The following is a 16,597-nucleotide window of genomic DNA, read 5'->3' as shown; positions in this document are numbered from 1 at the left end:
CCTATGGATCCGCATTCGCCGTCAAGTTGACTGAGCGATCCGCGCCCGTCTCCTGGCGCTTCTGACAGTATTTGGCGTGCGCCCGACGCCCGCCCTTGTCCGATCTAGACGACCGGCGGGTCGGCGATGCGCACGACCGTCTTGCCAAAGTTGCGCCCGGACAACATGTCGATCATGGCGCGGCCGGCATTTTCGATACCGTCCACCACATACTCCCTGGAGACCAGGCGGCCGTCGCGGATCAACCCGCCAACCTCCTCAAGGAACCTGGGCCGCAGGTCCCAATAATCGGCGACCATAACGCCCTTCACGATCAGCCGCTTGAGCGCGATCATGCGAAGCAGGTTCGGGGACCGATCCGGGCCGGGCGGCGGCGAACTGTCGTTGTAGTCCGCGACCAGGCCGCAGATCAGCATGCGGCCATAGGGCTTCATGTGGTCGAACGCCGCCCAGAACACCTCGCCGCCAGCGTTCTCGAAATCCACGTCGATCCCCTCCGGGCACGCTGCCGCCACGCGGGCGGCGAAGTCAGGCTGGGTCCGGTCCAGACAGGCATCGTATCCCAGCGCCTCGACAGCGTAGCGGCACTTCTCGGCCGAGCTGCTGACGCCGACCACCCGGCAGCCCTTGAGGCGCGCCAGTTGGCCCGCGACCGCGCCGACGCCCCCCAGCGCGGCGGACACGAACACCGTCTGGCCTGCCTCCGCCTCAGCAAGCTTGGTCATGCCCACATAGGCCGTCAGGCCGGGCATGCCCAGTGACCCTAGGTGCGCCGTGAGCGGCGCAAGCCGGGCGTCCACCTTGCGCAGCGAGTCTCCTGGAAGTGCGCAATAGTCCTGCCAGCCGCCGAACCCGGCGACGAACTCGCCGTCCTTGAATCCGGGATGCCGCGACTGCACCACCTGCAGGATCGCCTCCCCCGGGATCGGCCAGCCAAGAGGGGTGGTCGGGGCGTACCCGACCGACATGCTGGGGCTCACGTGGACGCGGATGTAGGGATCCACGGTCAGGTAGTAGGCGCGGCAAAGCACCTCGCCCTCACCGACCTCCGGAAGCGCCGCCATAACGACCTCGAAATCGCTCTCCTTGGGCATGCCGTCCGGATATCGACGCAGGGTCATCTGGCGGTTGACGGCGTTCATCGTCCCGGTCTCTCCGTGTCCAAATTCAGGCTGGGCCGCGGACAGGCCGCAGGCCAGGGGTCCGATCAATCGGGGAGCTTCACCGTCGCCGTGCCGATCAGCGGACGATCGCCGGGTTCGCGCTCCAGCCAGATGTCGCAGTCGGCGAAGCGCTCTCCGTCGACCTCCCGGACGGCGGTCACCGCGCCGCGCGCCGTGATCCTGTCGCCGTCGAGCACGACCTTCGGGAAGGTCATTACCAGGCGCAGCAAGCAGCCCTGCCCCGCCCAGGCGTGCAACATGTTGACCATGTAGCTGAGCCCCAGCGGCCCCTGGTTGATCGTCCGCTGGCCGAACCCCAGGGCGTCACAGGCGTTGCGGTCCCAGTGGACGGGGTTCGGATCGCGCAGAATCGCCGCCATGGTCCGCATCCGCTCCGGACGAACGCTCTCCATCAGCCAGTCAGGTATGAGGTCTCCAGGCGAAACCTTCATGACGAGAGCCCCCGGCGGTATATCCAAGTGATCGTCGTGCGCGCCGCCAGAACGCCGTCCGCCTGCGCGACCCCGAACTGAAACTGGATGCGATCGTAGGGCTGGTTGTCTGGTGTCATTCGGCGCTCGGCCGAGACCACCTTGCCGCTGATCGCATAGGGAACGTCCTCGTGCAGCGGCGAGAACATCTCCCAATCGTAGCTTTCGATGCCGATGGAGAAATCAGACTCGGCCTGACCGAGCGCGAACATCTCGGCGATCGAGGCGCCGCAGCCCAGGATCGGCATGTGGAACAGCACCACGGGATGGACCATGCCATCCGCCAGAAGATCGGCGCCCGTGCACTCGGTGAGCAGGAAATTCTCCCAGTGCGCGACCGTGTAGATCCCACCCGGGAAGCTGTGGCCAACGATTGCGCGTATCTCAGCCTCCGGCGGTATCGGCCGAACCCCTGCCATCGACTTTCCTCCTTGGACCTCATGTCGAGACGGGCCCTGTGCACTTATCCCGAGCCGGCCAGTTTCTGTCAAAACCAAAATGTGTTCCGGCTTATGAGAAGGCCCCGATCCGATCTGCGGCGAGGTCGGCAGCGACGGGCGCGCAAGCCGAGCACCCGGCCGGATTCGCCAGCGACGCCGTTCGTCCCAGCGCGCGTCACGTCAGATCGCTTTCCGATCTGCCGGATTCGGCGATAAGACCGCTGACGGGCAGCGCGCGAACCGGCGCGGCGGGAGGAAGCTATGGGACGTGTTCAAGGAAAAGTCGTGATCGTGACCGGGGCGGCGTCAAACCCCGGCCTTGGTCATTCCGCCGCGCTCAGCCTAGCGCGCGAGGGGGCAAGGCTCGTGGTCACGGACGTCGACGCCGCCGGGGCCAAACGCTGCGCCGACGAAATTCGCAACGCCGGCGGCGAAGCGATCTCGCTCCCGCAGGATGTGACCGATGAAGCGGCCTGGAAGCAGGTCATGGCCACCACCGTCGAGACCTTCGGACGCCTGGATGTGCTTGTAAACAATGCCGGAATTGCAGTCCTCAAGCCCCTCGACCAGCTCACTCTGGAGGACTTCAACCGACAGATAGCCGTCAATCTGACCAGCGTGTTCCTGGGCTGCAAATATGCGGCTGTGGAAATGCGCAAGACAGGCGGAGGGTCGCTGATCAATCTCTCGTCTGTGGCCGGGCTGGTCGGCATCTCCACCTGCGTCGCCTACGGAGCCTCGAAAGGCGGCGTGCGATTGATGTCAAAATCGCTGGCGGCGGAACTGGGCAAGGATGGGATTCGCTGCAATTCCGTCCATCCAGGCGTGATCTGGACCAACATGCAGGCCGGCGCCGGGGGTGGCAGCCGTGACAACGCCGACGCGCTGGCCGCCGGCCTTGCGATCCGCCGGGTCGGCGAGCCGAAGGACATCGCCAACTGCATCCTCTATCTCGCCTCCGACGAGTCCGACTATGTCACCGGCGCCGAGTTCACGGTCGACGGCGGGATGACCGCAACCTGACAGGATCGGCGGCGCATCCCGCAATTATGGATCGCTGTGCGGTATTGCTGGTTTGCGGTATGAGCGGCAGTGTCCGGGGTGCGACGCTGACCGCGGCGTCCATCGGCGACGCTGGACGCGCGGCGGGCATCAGGGATGGCGATGAACACAGGGAGCCGGTCATGACGTCCAATCTGCTGGTCGTAACCAAGGGACATCCCTTCGATCACAACGCGTTCCACGCCCTGTTCGACGCCAACACAGACATCGTCACCACCTTCGTGGAGCAACCCGCGGCTCAGGTGATCATGCGTCCCGAGAACATCGGACGGTACGACGCGGTGGTGTTCTACGACATGCTGGGCATTCCGATGGGTCCCGACGATTTGGCGGCGGCGCAACCGCCGGCGGACTACGCCAACAGCCTCGAGACCATGCTGGAACGAGGCATCGGTCTGGTCCTGCTCAATCACGCGCTGGTGCAATGGCCCCTGTGGCCGCTCTGGCGCGAGATTACCGGCTCGACCTTCAGGCTGACCGCGGGGGAGGTCGACGGACGGCAGGTTCCGGGCTCCGGCTATCGGGGGGGCGCCGGCGAGCCTCACCGCAACGCCACCCACCGACTATCTCCGGTGGGCGCGTCCCATCCCGTAACCCGCGGCCTGGAGGCGGGGTTCGAGATCACCGACGAGCTCTACCTTCGAACGCCGCTGGCGAGGACGCCGGACATCGTGCCGCTCCTGGCGAGCGACTATGCCTTTACGCAGTCGAATTTCAGCCCGCCGCCCCTGGCGCCCAAGGCCGAGCAGGACTCCTGGGCGCACGATGACGGCGACAATGTCGTCGTCTGGGCCAGGCGCGCCCGCAACAGTCCGGTGGTGGCGTCGGAGGCGGGCGATGGACCGGCCGCGTATTCCAATCCCGGCTTTCGCCGCCTGCTGGCGAACGCCATCGCCTGGGTCGCCTCCGACGAGGCGCGAGCCTGGGCGCGCGATCGTTCGGCCTTGGAATAGAAGTCCAACCCCGATGTTCGGCACGCTATGAGTGGCGCCAATGCCCACTAGATCCAAGGCGCCGACCGGCGAACAGCCCCCCGCCACCTTTAGCCGCACGTCGCCGGACGGCGCGCCGCGCAAGGCCGCTCAGCGCGGTCGCTACATCAGCGATTCCATCCTTGCGAGACGCCGGCGCATGCTCGAGGCGGCCAAGCAGATGATCGCGGAGGGCGGGGCCGAGGCCTTTACGATTCGCGAGATGGGCCGACGCGCCAAGGTGTCGGTGACGACGATCTATGCCACCTACGGCGACAAGCTGGGGCTGATCGCGGCCGCCATCGAGGACTACTACCAGAGCCTCCCGCTCGCCCGCGCCCCGCAATCCACCAGCCTGTCGGCGCTGCTGACCTCCAAGGACCGGGTCCGCGAGGCCATCCTCGCCGATCGGCCCTATGCGCGCCACTACGCCGAACTCTATTTCTCGCGGTCGGTCGACCCGCGAATCTACAACGTGATCCGCGACACTTCCACCGCGTCGGGCGGGCATCTGCCGTGGTTGCACAAGGTCGTGCGCGATGGCGATCTGGTCCCCGGCCTGTCCCTCGACTACGTGACCACGCTGTTTGCAAACCATCGCCTTCTGGTCCTGCACGACTGGGCGCACGAGCGGGTCAGCGATGACGAACTGGGAACCGCGCTCAAGATGTCCTTCCTGGTGCTGGCCCGGGCCATAACCCGCGGCCCGTCACAGGCGCAGGTCGATGCCGAACTCAAGAAACTGCTGCGGACACAGGTGGCCGCCCGTTGATCCCGAAGCGTCCCGCATCCTGCAGCAAGGCATGGGACGCGTCAGAAGAGCGAGAAGAACTTTCAGATGACAATTGATGACATGCTCGACATCGAGAGAATACGGAAGCTTCGCATTCTGTATTCCTACTATCTGGACGCGGGCGAAATCGACCGCCTGGTGGCCTTGTTCACCGATGACGCCGTCTGTGAATTTGGGCCATTTGGCGTGTGGGAGGGGGTCGAGATGATTGCCGAAAACTACAGGCGCGTGATGGGTCCGGTGATCGAAAAGGGGCCCTTCCAGTCCCTGCACGCCAACACCAACCACTGGGTGGAGATCACCGGGCCAGATACGGCGCTGGGTCGTCTCTATCTTATCGACCTGGCCTTCGGCGGCCCGCCCGAGACGAATCCGATGGTGTGGCTTGGCGTCTATGACGAGGCCTATACGCGGGTCGCCGGCCAGTGGCGGATCCAGCGTTCAGGTTTGCAGTTCATGTGGCCGCAACGGCATGTGTCCGACAACTTTCCAGGCGCTCACCTGCCGATCGGTTCGCAAGGCGGTACGGCTTCGATGTCTACGGACCACCCGCCACGCTGATGCACTGTCCGGTGGTCCATTCCGCCGCCGGCGAGGCAAAGAACACCGCCGCGGCGGCCGTGTCATCGGGGGTGCCGACACGGCCCAGCGGAATGCTTGGCCCGAACATCAGCTCGGCCTTGTCCTGCTCGACATGGAGGGTCTCGGCCAGCATTTCGGTGAAGATGGTGCCCGGCGCGATACAGTTGACGGTGATGCCGCGGGGCCCCAGTTCCACGGCCAAGGTCCGGGTCATGGCGATGACGCCACTGTTGGCCGTGGAATAGGCGCCGAAGCCCGGGGTCGGACGCAAGGCGGCGATGGAGACGATGTTGATGATCCGGCCACCGTTCTTCATGCGGGCCGCAGCTTGCTGGGAGCCATAGAACTTGTGACGGAGATTCAGGGAAATCTGCTCATCCCACTTCTGTAGCGTTATGTCGGTGAGCGCGTGTTGTCTGCGGTCCAGATTGCCACCGGCATTGTTGACCATGATGTCGATCGCACCGAGTTCGCCGACCACCCGGTCCAGCGCGGCCGGGATCACCGCGTCGTCCATGACGTCTCCCGAGATCGCCAGAGCGCGACGGCCCAGGTGCTCGATGTCGCGGGCGACAGCATCGACGTCCGCCTGGCGCCGCGCCAGCACGGCGACGTCGGCCCCACATTCTGCGAAGGCCAGGGCGATGCCACGACCGATGCCTTTGCCGCCCCCGGTGACAAAGGCGACCTTTCCGTCAAGCCGGAACCTCTCGTGCATGCCCATTGGCGATTCTCAATTCTCGTAACGCGTGACGGTTTTGACGCTATTGGTCGAAACCGTGAAAGGCAAGGGCCGGCCTGGCGGCCGTCACCGTCGTCGGGTCGAACAAACACTTTGGAAGCACCGCGCTCCGTGTTCCAATCTTGCCGGCATCTGACGCCGTCGATGGCGGCGTAGGGGAGGGAGAGGGCATGGACCCGTTGCAAAGGCTTCTGGATATCGAGGAGATCAGAGGCCTGAAGGCGCGCTACTTCCGCTGCATGGACACCAAGGACTGGGACGGCTTGTCCAAGGTCTTCGCGCCTGACGCCGTGTTCGATCTGCGAGAGGTGAGCAGCGTGCGCAACCCGCTCACCGGCGAGTGGTCGCCACCCTATGGCGATGACTCGGCGGTCCACCGTGGCCACGCGAACGTTCTCAAGATGATCCGCGAGGCCGTGGAGCACAGAGTGACGATTCACCATGGTCACATGGGTGAAATCGAGATCACCGGCGAAGACACGGCGCGCGGGATATGGGCGATGCAGGACGTTGTCGTCAACGCGCCGGGGGGCGAGCCGATCGACATGCGCGGCTCGGGCCACTATCATGACGGCTATGTGCGGCTGCCCGACGGTTGGGCCATTCTGAGCACCAAGATCACCCGCCTCGCCCTCGAGCGCTAACGTTTGGGACGTCTGGATGGGGCGCACCCGGTCCCTGTTCCCCCCAATTACTCTCATTGTCGGGAGGTTGAGGCCGCTCGAGCGATGTGATCCGGATGTAGCGGAGCGTTTCGCATCCGGCCCGGTAGGGCGGGGCGACTGGGGAGAGCCACATGTCCACCATACTCATAACCGGTGCAAACCGCGGCATCGGCCTCGAACTTGCCCGGCAATACACCGAGGCCGGCGATCGGGTGTTCGCGACCTGCCGTGCGCCCGCCGAGGCTCGCGACCTGACGCTTCTGGCGGGTGGGGCGGGCGGGCGCCTCACGGTTCATGCGATGGATGTCGGGGACGCCGCGTCGATCGCCGCCTGCGCGAAGGCGGTGGGCGATACGCCGATAGATGTCCTGATCAACAACGCCGGCATCCTCGGCGGCAAATCCCAGACCCTGGAGTCGATCGATTTCGATGCCTGGATCGACGCCTTCAAGGTGATGACCATTGGCCCCTTTCGGACCGTGCAGGCCTTCCTGCCGAACCTGAAGGCCGCCCCTGCGGCAAAGGTGATGACGGTGACCAGCCAGCTGGCCGCCTCGACCTGGCCGTTCGGCGGTTCCTACGCCTATTCCAGCGCCAAGGCCGCGGTGAACAAGGTGATGCAGACGCTGGCCAAGGACCTCAAGACGCAGAACATCGCCGTCTCAATGATCCATCCGGGCTGGGTGAAGACCGAAATGGGCGGCGCCGGCGCTGACATCACGGCGGAGGAAAGTGCGACTGGAATCCGTGGCGTCATCACCGGCCTGACGTCAGACACATCGGGTAAATTCTACAAATGGAACGGCGAGATCCACCCGTGGTGACGGCCATCCGGCCCGGCGAGATGCCGCGGGATTAGTCGATCCTGGGGCGCCAGGTCGCTGCACGAAAATACAAGTTCGTTGCATATTTCGCGGTGATCGCGCCAAATTCAAACCGGGTGCGGCGGCGCGGAGAGCTCGGGCCGCCCTACCCGTTCAGATCAGAATTCAGAAGGGGCCGAACCGATGGATCTTGGACTTGCCGGCAAGAAAGCGCTTGTCACGGGATCGACGCGCGGCATCGGGCGGCGGATCGCCGAGACGCTGTTGGCGGACGGCGCGGCGGTCGCCATCGGCGCGCGGGATGCGGCCGAGGTAGCCGCCACCGTCGAGACCCTGAGCAGGACCGGCAAAGTGGTCGGCGATGTCCTCGACGTGGCCGACGCCGCAAGCTATCGCGGCTGGATCGACGCCATGGCTGAAACGCTCGGCGGGGTGGATATCTTTGTCCACAACGTGTCCGGCGGCGGCAGCATGGATGGCGAGGCCAGCTGGTATAAGTGCTTCGAGATCGACATCATGGGCGCCGTGCGCGGCTGCGAGGCGGCCATGCCGTATCTGAAGGCCTCGGACGCCGCCTCGGTCATCTTCATCGGCACGACGGCGGCCGTCGAAACCTTCATGGGTCCCATGGCCTACAACGCCCTGAAGGCCGGCCTCGTCACCTATGCCAAACAGCTCTCGCAGGCCGTGGGGGCTGACAACGTCCGGGTCAATGTGGTGTCGCCGGGTCCGATTCAGTTCCCGGGCGGCGCATGGGAGAACATCGGCAAGGGCATGCCGGACCTCTACAAGTCCCACCTCGCGGTTCAGCCGAACGGGCGCTTTGGAACCCCCGAAGAAGTCGCCCAGGTCGTGGCCTTCCTGGCTAGTCCCGCCGCCAGCTGGGTGACGGGCGTCAACCTGGTTGTCGATGGCGGCTACACCAAACGCGTCCAACTCTAGTCCGGGTCCGCGACAGCGGGGCGCGAAGGCGCAACGAAGGAAAGACAGCCTATGGCCAGAACAGAACCCCGGACGGCGCCGACCGAAATGAAGCGGCCGGTCACACTTGCGGACGTGGATCTGTTCTGTCCAGGCGCTCAGGAGCACTGGTATGAAGCCTACCCGATCCTGCACGAACAGGCGCCGGTGCTTCGGCTGCCTGGTGAGGGCGCCGAGCCCGGGACAGATGGTTTCATCCTCTCCAAGTATCAGGACATCCTGAGGGTTGTGCGCGACTCGGAGCGCTTCCCGCCTGGCCTGACGACGCCTCCGAAGTTGAATCCCGACGGCTCGATGCCGCAGATGAACGCCATGATCGCGTCGATCCAGAGCCTGCGGCCGAACGAGGACCTGTGGCGGGCGCACAAGGCGGAGCTGACCGATCCCTGGGTGGGGACGGGCGCGACGCGTCACCGGGACATGATCGCGGCGGCCGCGACCGCATTGATCGACGGGTGGATCGACAAGGGGGCGGTGGATTTCGTCGGCGCGTTCGCCCGGCCGCTGCCTCAGATGGTCATGGCCAATGTGCTGGGATTTCCTTACGCGGACATTCCGCGGATGGAAATGTGGGGCGCCGCTCAGGTTATGGCGTTTGTCCACGGCAAGGGGCATCGCAATCAGCTCACGCCGGAGCAGATGGGCGAACAGATGCGCCTGCTGGCCGGGTTCGGAGAGTATGTCGCCACGTCGGTGATCGAGAAGCGGCGCGCGCCCAAGGACGATATGATCTCCTGGCTGACCCAGGTGACTTACGGCGCCTTGGATCGAAAGCTGACCGACACGGAGATCAACGGCATCGTCTATGCGATGATGATCGGCGGGCTGGAGACCACTCAGTACGCCATGGCCGAGCAGGCGCAGTTGTTCTGCGAGGATCCGGATCTCTACCGAAGCCTTCGCGATGACCGCAGCAAGCTGCGCAACTTCATCGAGGAGAGCCTGCGGCTGCGCTCGCCGACCCAGGGCCTGTCGACCCGAACCACGACGCAGGATGAAGTCTTCCAGGGCGTGCGGGTGCCGGCAGGCTCCCTCCTGCACATGCGCTGGGCCGCCGGCAATCGCGATCCCGAGGAATGGGATTGCCCCCACGATCTGCAGCTCGACCGCAAGGGTCTGACCCGGCACCTGACCTTCTCCCAAGGGTCGCGCAGTTGCCCGGGGTCGGGGATTTCCCGGCTTGAGCAACTGACCGCCTGGAACCTCCTGATGGACCGCATCGAGGCGATCGAGTACGCGCCGGGAAACAGCTTCGCCCACCAGCCGGGGATCATGCTGGGCCTGTTCGAATTGAAGCTGAACTTTACGGCTGCGACGTAGCGCAGGTCGGGGCGGCGCGCCGGGCAGGTTCGCGCCGCCGCCGGCCCCGCGACCGAGAGAGTCGTTCAATCAAAAGAAGAGCGCGGCAACCTCGGGGAGAGAGGCGGCCGCGCTCCAACGGCGCGTGTCGACCGAACCTGACCGGCTTAGCCTCTCCACAGCGCCGCCAACCGGGCCTTGGCGATGGTCACACGCGGATATGTCCCGCTCGTTGTACGCACTTCGGCGGGCCGACTGCGTACAACGAGGCCAGAGACCCTAGAATATCGCCTGCAGTTCCAGACCCCAGCTGCGGCCGGGTGTGATCGTACTGGCTCCGAACAGCGGGGCGATGAGGACAGGCGCTTCCTTGCGCCAGTTGGTCAGGTTTCGACCGAACACCGTCGCCTTGTAGTTCTCGTAGGAATAGCTCACTGAGGCCGACAGGTCGGTGTGGGAGTGAGTGAATCCCAGGCTCGTATTGTATATGTCGCCATAGGTTGAATCTACCCAGGTGACCTTCGAACCCAGAGACAGCGTGCCCGGACCGACGGGCACTGTATAGGTCGCCGATCCACCCGCCGTGTACTTGGGTGCATTTCTCGGCTTGAGGAACGTCGCGTTCACAATCGGCACCGCGCCGGCTTTGTTTCCCGGGAAGCCGATCAGGAGGTCGGTATATTTGGCGTCAAGGTAGCCAACTGACCCCGCGATGTTGAGTTGGTCGTTGACAACCCACTGGAGCTCCGCCTCCAGACCCTGATATCGGAGACCGCCCACATTTGTGAACAAGGTGACGACCGTGTTCGTCGTCTTGTCGAAGACGATAGCCGACTCCTGTTTATTGGTGAAATCGTTGCGGAAGGCCGCCAGGTTAAGCTGTATGCGGTGATCGAAGAACTGGCCCTTCATGCCAAGTTCAAAGGACTTCGCAGTCTCGGGTGCGTATTGATTCTGCTGGAAGTCCTGCGTGTTCTGATTGACGCCGAAGAAGCCGCCTGAGTGCCATCCTGAGGAATAGGAGCCATACAGGTGGATATCCGGGGTCACCTTATAGGAGAGCGCCGCCATCGGCGTAAAATGCGTCCAACTGTTCTGCAGGGTGACGCTGTCCGGGAAGGCGAAGACATTCACCCGCGCCAAGGGCGTTTGATAGGCTTGGTAGCCCGTGAAGGTCTTCTGTTCCCAAGTATACCTCGCACCGAGGGTCAGGGTCAGCTTGGGCAGGAATTCCCAGTCGGCATGAGCAAACCCCGCGACCGATTCAGTGTGCTGGTTCTCATAGAGTTTGGCGACCAGCTTGAAGCCGTAGGCGCCCGTCACACCCGGATCGCAACGCACCCGGCCAAACGTCGCGATCAAGCCGGGCGTCGTCCTGGGGGCGTTGCAGGCCGCGACGGGGTTGCTGAAGCCGGTAGCCGCCGCAAGCGCCGGATTGGTGAAGACATTCCGCGCGAGACTGTAGCCCCCCAGAAGGTCGACAAACTCCCAGAAATCGCCGCTCGTCACCCAATTGCGCCTGAATTTGCTGTCGAAGTAGTAGCCGCCGGCGACGAATGAGATCTTACCGAACTTCGAATCCCAATCGCCCTCCAGTCGCAACTCCTGGCTGAACTGATGGTAGTGGGCGTCGGTCGCGATATTGATGAAGTCGGTGCTCGATCCGTCGAAGTCTTCCGAAGCCAGTTCGTGCTGCCTCCGATAGCCGGTCACCGACACGGCCTGGAGGTGGTCGTTCAGTTTCGCCGAGGCGTTCAGCGTATAGGCGTAGGTCTGCACCGAGCCTGGGCTGGGGTAGTTGGGGCTGATGGTCTTCGGGATCGAGAGATCCGTTCTGGCCGGAGTATTCTGCAAGCCGAACAAGCCGGGCAGGAAGTTGTCCAGGGTGCCCCCTGGTCCCTGCGATGAGCCAGGGGTGTTGAAATCGCTGGGACCGGTGCCTACCGGCAGGACTCCTGCGCCGACATTGTAGTTTCCGATGAAGGCGCCGCCCTGGCTCTTGTCGTTGAATTTCTCGACCGTCAGCAAGGCTTCGATCTTGTCGTTGGGCGTGTACTTCAGCACGACCCCAAAGTTCTTATAGTCTTTCTGCGGCTGATTGATGTTCAGGAAGGTGTTGTGCAGATAGCCGTCGCGGTTCGCAGAGAAGTAGAATACCTTGGCTGCGAGCGTGTCCTTGATGATCGGCGCGTTGAGGACGCCGCGGAACTCCTGATCGTTCCACCGGCCTGTGGTGTACTGAACCTTCACACCCCATTCGCCGGTCGGCTTGGAGCGAATGACATTGAGGGCGCCGCCGACGGTGTTTCGTCCGAACAGCGTGCCCTGCGGACCCCGCAGGATCTCAACCCGTTCGACATCGAAGTTTTCGATGATCTGGCCCGGCAACGATCCGAGGTAGATCCCGTCGATGATCACGCCAATCGGAGAATCGATCGAGTTGTCGTCGGTGCGCGACGGGCTGATGCCGCGGATGTTGATGCTGGGTGAGTTCGCACGCTGGTAGACGGAATCGATGCGCACGTTCGGCGTGTAGGCGACGATGTCTCGGATGTCGCGAACGTCGGCCGAATTGAGCTGTTTCGTGATCGCGGTGATGGCGATCGGCACATTCTGAACCGACTCTCCCTTCGAGCGCGCCGTGACCACGACCTCTTCGATCCGGTTGCCCGTGGCTCGGTCGTTTTCGGCGGAGGCGCCGCCGTTCGATTGCGCCACCGCCATGCCCGGCGACAGAAGCAGGGCCGGCAACGCCAAAACCGTGGCGCTGGCGGTCGCGGCCATCAATCTGCGGCGGCGCGAGACATCGTGTTCCATATCAGAGACTCCCCACATCTTTTTTTGGCGCTCTGCATGGCGCGCTTGTATCGGGGGTGTCCGATAACTGAGCGAACCTCTGCGTGGCCCTGAGACCACTCTGAGGCTCGGATATGAAAGTAGAAGCTAGCGTAAACGCTAGTTCTGCCGCCCCGCGAGAACGGGCGGCGGCTCACGCAACGGCGCGTATCATACCCATCTGGGAGGCGACGGCGGCCGCGCGGGTGCGGTTGTTCACGCCCAGCTTCGACACCGCGCTTTCGACGTGGAACCGGGCCGTGGACGGGGACCGGCCGATGAGTTCGGCGATGTCCGCGTCGGTCTTGCCCATCGCCACCCAGGTCAGGCACTCGAGCTCGCGCTCGCTCAGGGCGACGTGCGGCAGCAACACCATCGCATCCGGACGTTCACGGTAGACATGGCCCATGAACAGATGCGCCGCCAACCGCAATTCGTTGGAATAGGTCGCGAGGATCAGATCGACATCCACCTCGTGGTCGATCGCCACCCAGCCCACCGCGCCGACCCGCGACATCGGCATATGCACCGGCACTGTCACGCCGCCGACGATGCCCAGCTCGCATGTCCTTCGCCTGAACGCATCGAGCCGATTATCCCACGGGAATGCCGATTCCAGGACACTGGCCACGCGCCAAGCGAACGGATCGATAGAGACCCTGCAAGCCTGTCCAACAGGGCAATGCGACTGGCATGACTCGGTGCCGGCGTGCGGCTTGGGCGGCGAGAGCAGGCCAAACAGCTCGCCGAAGCCGCCATTCACGCTGGTTCGCCAACGCTTGGCGGTGAAGTCTTCCACCACGCCGGGCAGTTCAAGGCCGATGGCTGCGCCGATCGCCATGAGCGGCAAGGCCGCATCGTCCAAGGTCGTGGCGTCACCCACGGCGTTTATGTGAGACGTGAGCGAGACCCTCAGCATGTACGTCACCCCCCTTGTTCCCCTGTTCCCGGGGTATTTGGGTTGAGCGTCGCACAGCCCTCGCCAAAGTCAAATCCGCCACCGAACGCTTGCCGGGGCGCGGCCTCACAAGTCTGGCATGACCTCACGCAAACGGGCGTCGCAGCGGCGATAGGCCGCTTCCTCTATCGGTTGAGCTGCGTTCTCAGACTCGGCTCCAGTCCTGGCGCGCCGCCCAGCGGTCCATCGGCGTGGGCGAGATCGGCAGTTTGGACAGGGCGGCGGCGACATCGACCACCAGGGGTGAGGTCGGCTGAATATTATACCAGCTATAGAACTGCGCCATCCCATCATAGATGCTGTGCGGCAGGACCTCGGACGAGCCGGTGACCAGCAGGCTCATCTTCGCGGCGTAGTCGCCGGGAGTTAGGCTCTGAAAGCGGATGGTCCGCCCCGCGGCGGCGCTCAATCGCTCGGCCACCTGCGCGCCTACCAGGGCTTCCGGCCCGCCGACCAGCACCTTTTCAGCGGTCAGGTCGTCCCGCGCCAAGCCGCACGTCATATAGGCGGCGACGTCTTCCAGGCAGATCCAGGAGATCTTGAGGGTCTCGCCGGCGGGATAGGCCCAGACATCCTTGTTGACGATCGACGGCTTCGACCAGGCGCGGATCATATTGTCCATGAACACCATCGGGCGAACGACCACGTAGGGCACGCCGCTCTCGGCGATCGAGCGTTCGATGTCGCGGCGACCGTCATGGGCGGAGAGGTTCAGGTCGTGGTCGGCGACGAAGCAACTGGTGTTGAAGACGATCTTGCCAAGGCCGGCGCGTTTGGCGGCCGCGGCGATCCGCCGGCCAAAACCCGCAGCCCGCGCGCGATCGAATTCGAAGGGCAGGTGCATGGCCAAGGCGTCCTGGCCCTGGAAGGCCTTGAACAGCGACTCCTCGTCCTCAAGATCGGCCGGCACGACCGGGATCGCGGCGAACGCGGTGTCCTTCAGGGCGTCGGCCCGGCGGACGCCGGCGGTCGGCTGGAAGCCCTCCTCGAGCAGTCTTTGCAACAGGGGGAAGCCCTGGTCGCCGCTCGCGCCCAGGACGAGTACCTTGCGGATGGCGGTCATGGGGCGGCGGTCTCGCTGTTGTTGTGTCGGCGAAGGGGGCCGTTCGACCGCTGTGCGGCGTGGCGCCCCGCGATGCAGCCGAATGTCAGGGCCGGACCCAGCGTGCCGCCGGCGCCAGCGTAGACCGACCCGGTGGGAGCGGCCATCACGTTGCCCACTGCATAGAGGCCTGCGATCACCGCCCCATCGGGGTCGAGGGCGCGCCCGTTGGCGTCGGTCCGGACGCCGCCGTTGGTCCCCAATGCGCCCATGGTGATCGGGACGGCGAAAAAGGGCGGCGTCTCCAAGGGCCCAAGGGTCCCGGCCGGGCCCGGCCGCGAGCGATCGCCATAGAAGACGTCATAGGCGCTCTCCCCGCGCCGGAAGTCCGGATCATGCCCCTGCGAGGCATGGCCGTTGAAGCGCGCCACGCTCGCCTCGAGGCCGCCCGCGTCACAGCCGATCGCACGCGCCAGTGCGGCGAGACTGGGGGCCGAGACGATCCAGTCCGGGGCATCGGGGCCGGGCGGCGCCGGGCCCACCGGATAGCGCGATTTGTAGGCGCCGTCGAAGATCAACCAGGCCGGCAGGTTTGCCCAGTCATAGGTATTGGGGTCGAACTGCTGGAAGGCGCCGCCGAGTGCGGAATAGTTAGTGGCTTCGTTGCAGAAGCGCCGGCCGCGGCGGTTGACGATGAGCGAACCTGGCAGGGTGCGCTCGATCAGCACCGGGGCGGACCTTGGCGACCCGTCGGGCCAGGTTTCGCCGTCCGGCGTGATGGTCGGAGCCCACCAGGCGCTGGTCATATTGCCAAGGCTCGCCCCCACCCGCTGCGCCAGCTTCAGTCCGTCGCCGGTGGCCATGGGCGGCGAGGCGGGATGGGTCAGCGGGCCTCTGAGGAAGGTGCGGGCGAGGTCCTGGTTCCATTCGAAGCCGCCGGTCGCCAGGATCACGCCGTACCGCGCGATCAGCCGGTGGACCTGATCGCCGCGACGGTAATCGACCCCGATGATCGCCCCGTCATCGACCAGCAAGCGCTGCGCCGGCGCCGCCAGGATGGGTTCTATTCCGCGCTCCAGGCATCCTGCCAGCAAGGCGCCGACCAGCGCTTGACCGAAGCCGCGCAGGTCGCCATGCGCCCGGGCCTGAAACACCTCCATCGAGGGCAGCACCTTGGCCCCGCCCAGGGGCGTCTCGCGAAGCATCAGCCGCTGCACGGGCCCCGAGCTGAACACCCGGTCGCGCCAGTCGCCAAGGCGGTTGAAGTCGAAGAGGTCGACATCCAGGGCCCGGCCGCCTTGCGCGCGGGCGCCTGGCCGGTCGAGATAATAGTCCGGGTAGCCTTCCAGGACGGCCAACCGCAGAGGCGTGGCGCTCTCAAGAAAGGCGATCGCCTCGCCCGCCCCGTCCACAAACGCCGCCAGGACGTCCTCGTCCAGATTGTCCGCCAAGGCGTGGAAATAGGCGAGCGCCGCCGCCCGATCGGCGTCTCGCTCCTGGGCCGGCATGTGCAAGTTGGCCGGCGCCCAGACGACGCCTCCGGACACCGCCGCCGTGCCGCCGACCGAGCCGGCTTTCTCGATCAGGCGGACTTCGGCGCCGGCTTCGTGCGCGGCGAGCGCCGCCGCGAGACCGCTGGCGCCGGCCCCGATGACCACGACGTCCGCAATGTCCTCCACGTCGAGCGTTCTCCGGGCAACGCCGAAAGACGCGTCACAGCCCTAGGATGCTGGCCGCGCCGGCCCGGAC

Annotated in this window: 16 protein-coding genes; 8 read left to right on the top strand and 8 right to left on the bottom strand. The window is 65.0% G+C overall.

Annotation, left to right across the window (positions count from 1 at the left end; all coding sequences use genetic code 11):
- Positions 1 to 104: 104 nt before the first annotated feature.
- The 3 genes from Q0R13_RS09935 to Q0R13_RS09925 all read right to left on the bottom strand — a co-directional run bounded on the left by Q0R13_RS09935 (position 105) and on the right by Q0R13_RS09925 (position 2,073).
- Complete coding sequence (locus tag Q0R13_RS09935; RefSeq protein WP_293903183.1) at positions 105 to 1,142, bottom strand: NADP-dependent oxidoreductase; 1,038 nt, start codon at positions 1,140 to 1,142, stop codon at positions 105 to 107.
- Positions 1,143 to 1,207: 65 nt separating this feature from the next.
- Complete coding sequence (locus Q0R13_RS09930) at positions 1,208 to 1,576, bottom strand: MaoC family dehydratase (RefSeq protein WP_293903180.1); 369 nt, start codon at positions 1,574 to 1,576, stop codon at positions 1,208 to 1,210.
- Between the two features lie 35 nt (positions 1,577 to 1,611).
- Entirely contained in the window at positions 1,612 to 2,073 is a 462-nt protein-coding gene (locus Q0R13_RS09925; RefSeq protein WP_293903177.1) for a hypothetical protein, read from the bottom strand.
- Positions 2,074 to 2,355: 282 nt separating this feature from the next.
- Here Q0R13_RS09925 and Q0R13_RS09920 point away from each other — a divergent pair, with 282 nt between their 5' ends.
- The 4 genes from Q0R13_RS09920 (at position 2,356) to Q0R13_RS09905 (ending at position 5,481) form a co-directional block, all read left to right on the top strand.
- Positions 2,356 to 3,117: a glucose 1-dehydrogenase gene (locus Q0R13_RS09920; protein ID WP_293903174.1), complete on the top strand. Its 762-nt coding sequence runs from the start codon at positions 2,356 to 2,358 to the stop codon at positions 3,115 to 3,117.
- Positions 3,118 to 3,278: 161 nt separating this feature from the next.
- Positions 3,279 to 4,109, top strand: a complete 831-nt coding sequence (locus tag Q0R13_RS09915) for a ThuA domain-containing protein (RefSeq protein ID WP_293903171.1) — start codon at positions 3,279 to 3,281, stop codon at positions 4,107 to 4,109.
- Positions 4,110 to 4,287: 178 nt separating this feature from the next.
- Positions 4,288 to 4,899 carry a TetR/AcrR family transcriptional regulator gene (locus tag Q0R13_RS09910; protein ID WP_293903168.1) on the top strand — a complete coding sequence of 204 codons (612 nt, stop codon included), beginning with the start codon at positions 4,288 to 4,290 and terminating at the stop codon, positions 4,897 to 4,899.
- A 66-nt stretch (positions 4,900 to 4,965) separates the two neighbouring features.
- Positions 4,966 to 5,481: a nuclear transport factor 2 family protein gene (locus Q0R13_RS09905; protein WP_293903165.1), complete on the top strand. Its 516-nt coding sequence runs from the start codon at positions 4,966 to 4,968 to the stop codon at positions 5,479 to 5,481.
- On the opposite strand, the gene Q0R13_RS09900 is transcribed toward Q0R13_RS09905, so the two are convergent.
- Positions 5,459 to 6,226, bottom strand: a complete 768-nt coding sequence (locus tag Q0R13_RS09900) for a glucose 1-dehydrogenase (RefSeq protein WP_293903162.1) — start codon at positions 6,224 to 6,226, stop codon at positions 5,459 to 5,461. The genes Q0R13_RS09905 and Q0R13_RS09900 overlap by 23 nt on opposite strands.
- 188 nt (positions 6,227 to 6,414) lie before the next feature.
- Between Q0R13_RS09900 and Q0R13_RS09895 the strand changes: the two genes are divergently transcribed.
- The 4 genes from Q0R13_RS09895 (at position 6,415) to Q0R13_RS09880 (ending at position 10,034) form a co-directional block, all read left to right on the top strand.
- Complete coding sequence (locus tag Q0R13_RS09895) at positions 6,415 to 6,888, top strand: nuclear transport factor 2 family protein (RefSeq protein WP_293903159.1); 474 nt, start codon at positions 6,415 to 6,417, stop codon at positions 6,886 to 6,888.
- 152 nt (positions 6,889 to 7,040) lie between these two features.
- A complete protein-coding gene (locus Q0R13_RS09890) occupies positions 7,041 to 7,733 on the top strand; it encodes an SDR family oxidoreductase (RefSeq protein WP_293903156.1) in 693 nt (230 codons plus the stop codon).
- Between the two features lie 183 nt (positions 7,734 to 7,916).
- Complete coding sequence (locus Q0R13_RS09885; protein ID WP_293903153.1) at positions 7,917 to 8,675, top strand: SDR family NAD(P)-dependent oxidoreductase; 759 nt, start codon at positions 7,917 to 7,919, stop codon at positions 8,673 to 8,675.
- Between the two features lie 51 nt (positions 8,676 to 8,726).
- On the top strand, positions 8,727 to 10,034 hold the full coding sequence (locus tag Q0R13_RS09880) for a cytochrome P450 (RefSeq protein WP_293903150.1): 1,308 nt from the start codon (positions 8,727 to 8,729) through the stop codon (positions 10,032 to 10,034).
- 258 nt (positions 10,035 to 10,292) lie between these two features.
- Here Q0R13_RS09880 and Q0R13_RS09875 read toward each other — a convergent pair whose 3' ends face one another.
- The 4 genes from Q0R13_RS09875 to Q0R13_RS09860 all read right to left on the bottom strand — a co-directional run bounded on the left by Q0R13_RS09875 (position 10,293) and on the right by Q0R13_RS09860 (position 16,527).
- Positions 10,293 to 12,830: a TonB-dependent receptor gene (locus tag Q0R13_RS09875; protein ID WP_293903147.1), complete on the bottom strand. Its 2,538-nt coding sequence runs from the start codon at positions 12,828 to 12,830 to the stop codon at positions 10,293 to 10,295.
- A 172-nt stretch (positions 12,831 to 13,002) separates the two neighbouring features.
- Positions 13,003 to 13,767, bottom strand: a complete 765-nt coding sequence (locus Q0R13_RS09870; protein ID WP_293903144.1) for a LuxR family transcriptional regulator — start codon at positions 13,765 to 13,767, stop codon at positions 13,003 to 13,005.
- Positions 13,768 to 13,951: 184 nt separating this feature from the next.
- A complete protein-coding gene (locus tag Q0R13_RS09865; protein WP_293903141.1) occupies positions 13,952 to 14,869 on the bottom strand; it encodes an NmrA family NAD(P)-binding protein in 918 nt (305 codons plus the stop codon).
- Positions 14,866 to 16,527 carry an FAD-dependent oxidoreductase gene (locus tag Q0R13_RS09860; RefSeq protein ID WP_293903138.1) on the bottom strand — a complete coding sequence of 554 codons (1,662 nt, stop codon included), beginning with the start codon at positions 16,525 to 16,527 and terminating at the stop codon, positions 14,866 to 14,868. Before Q0R13_RS09860 ends, Q0R13_RS09865 begins: the two co-directional genes overlap by 4 nt.
- Positions 16,528 to 16,597 lie beyond the last annotated feature (70 nt).

The sequence above is a fragment of the Phenylobacterium sp. genome (assembly GCF_025351295.1).
Lineage (GTDB): Bacteria > Pseudomonadota > Alphaproteobacteria > Caulobacterales > Caulobacteraceae > Phenylobacterium.
This window is presented reverse-complemented; position numbering and strand designations above follow the sequence as displayed.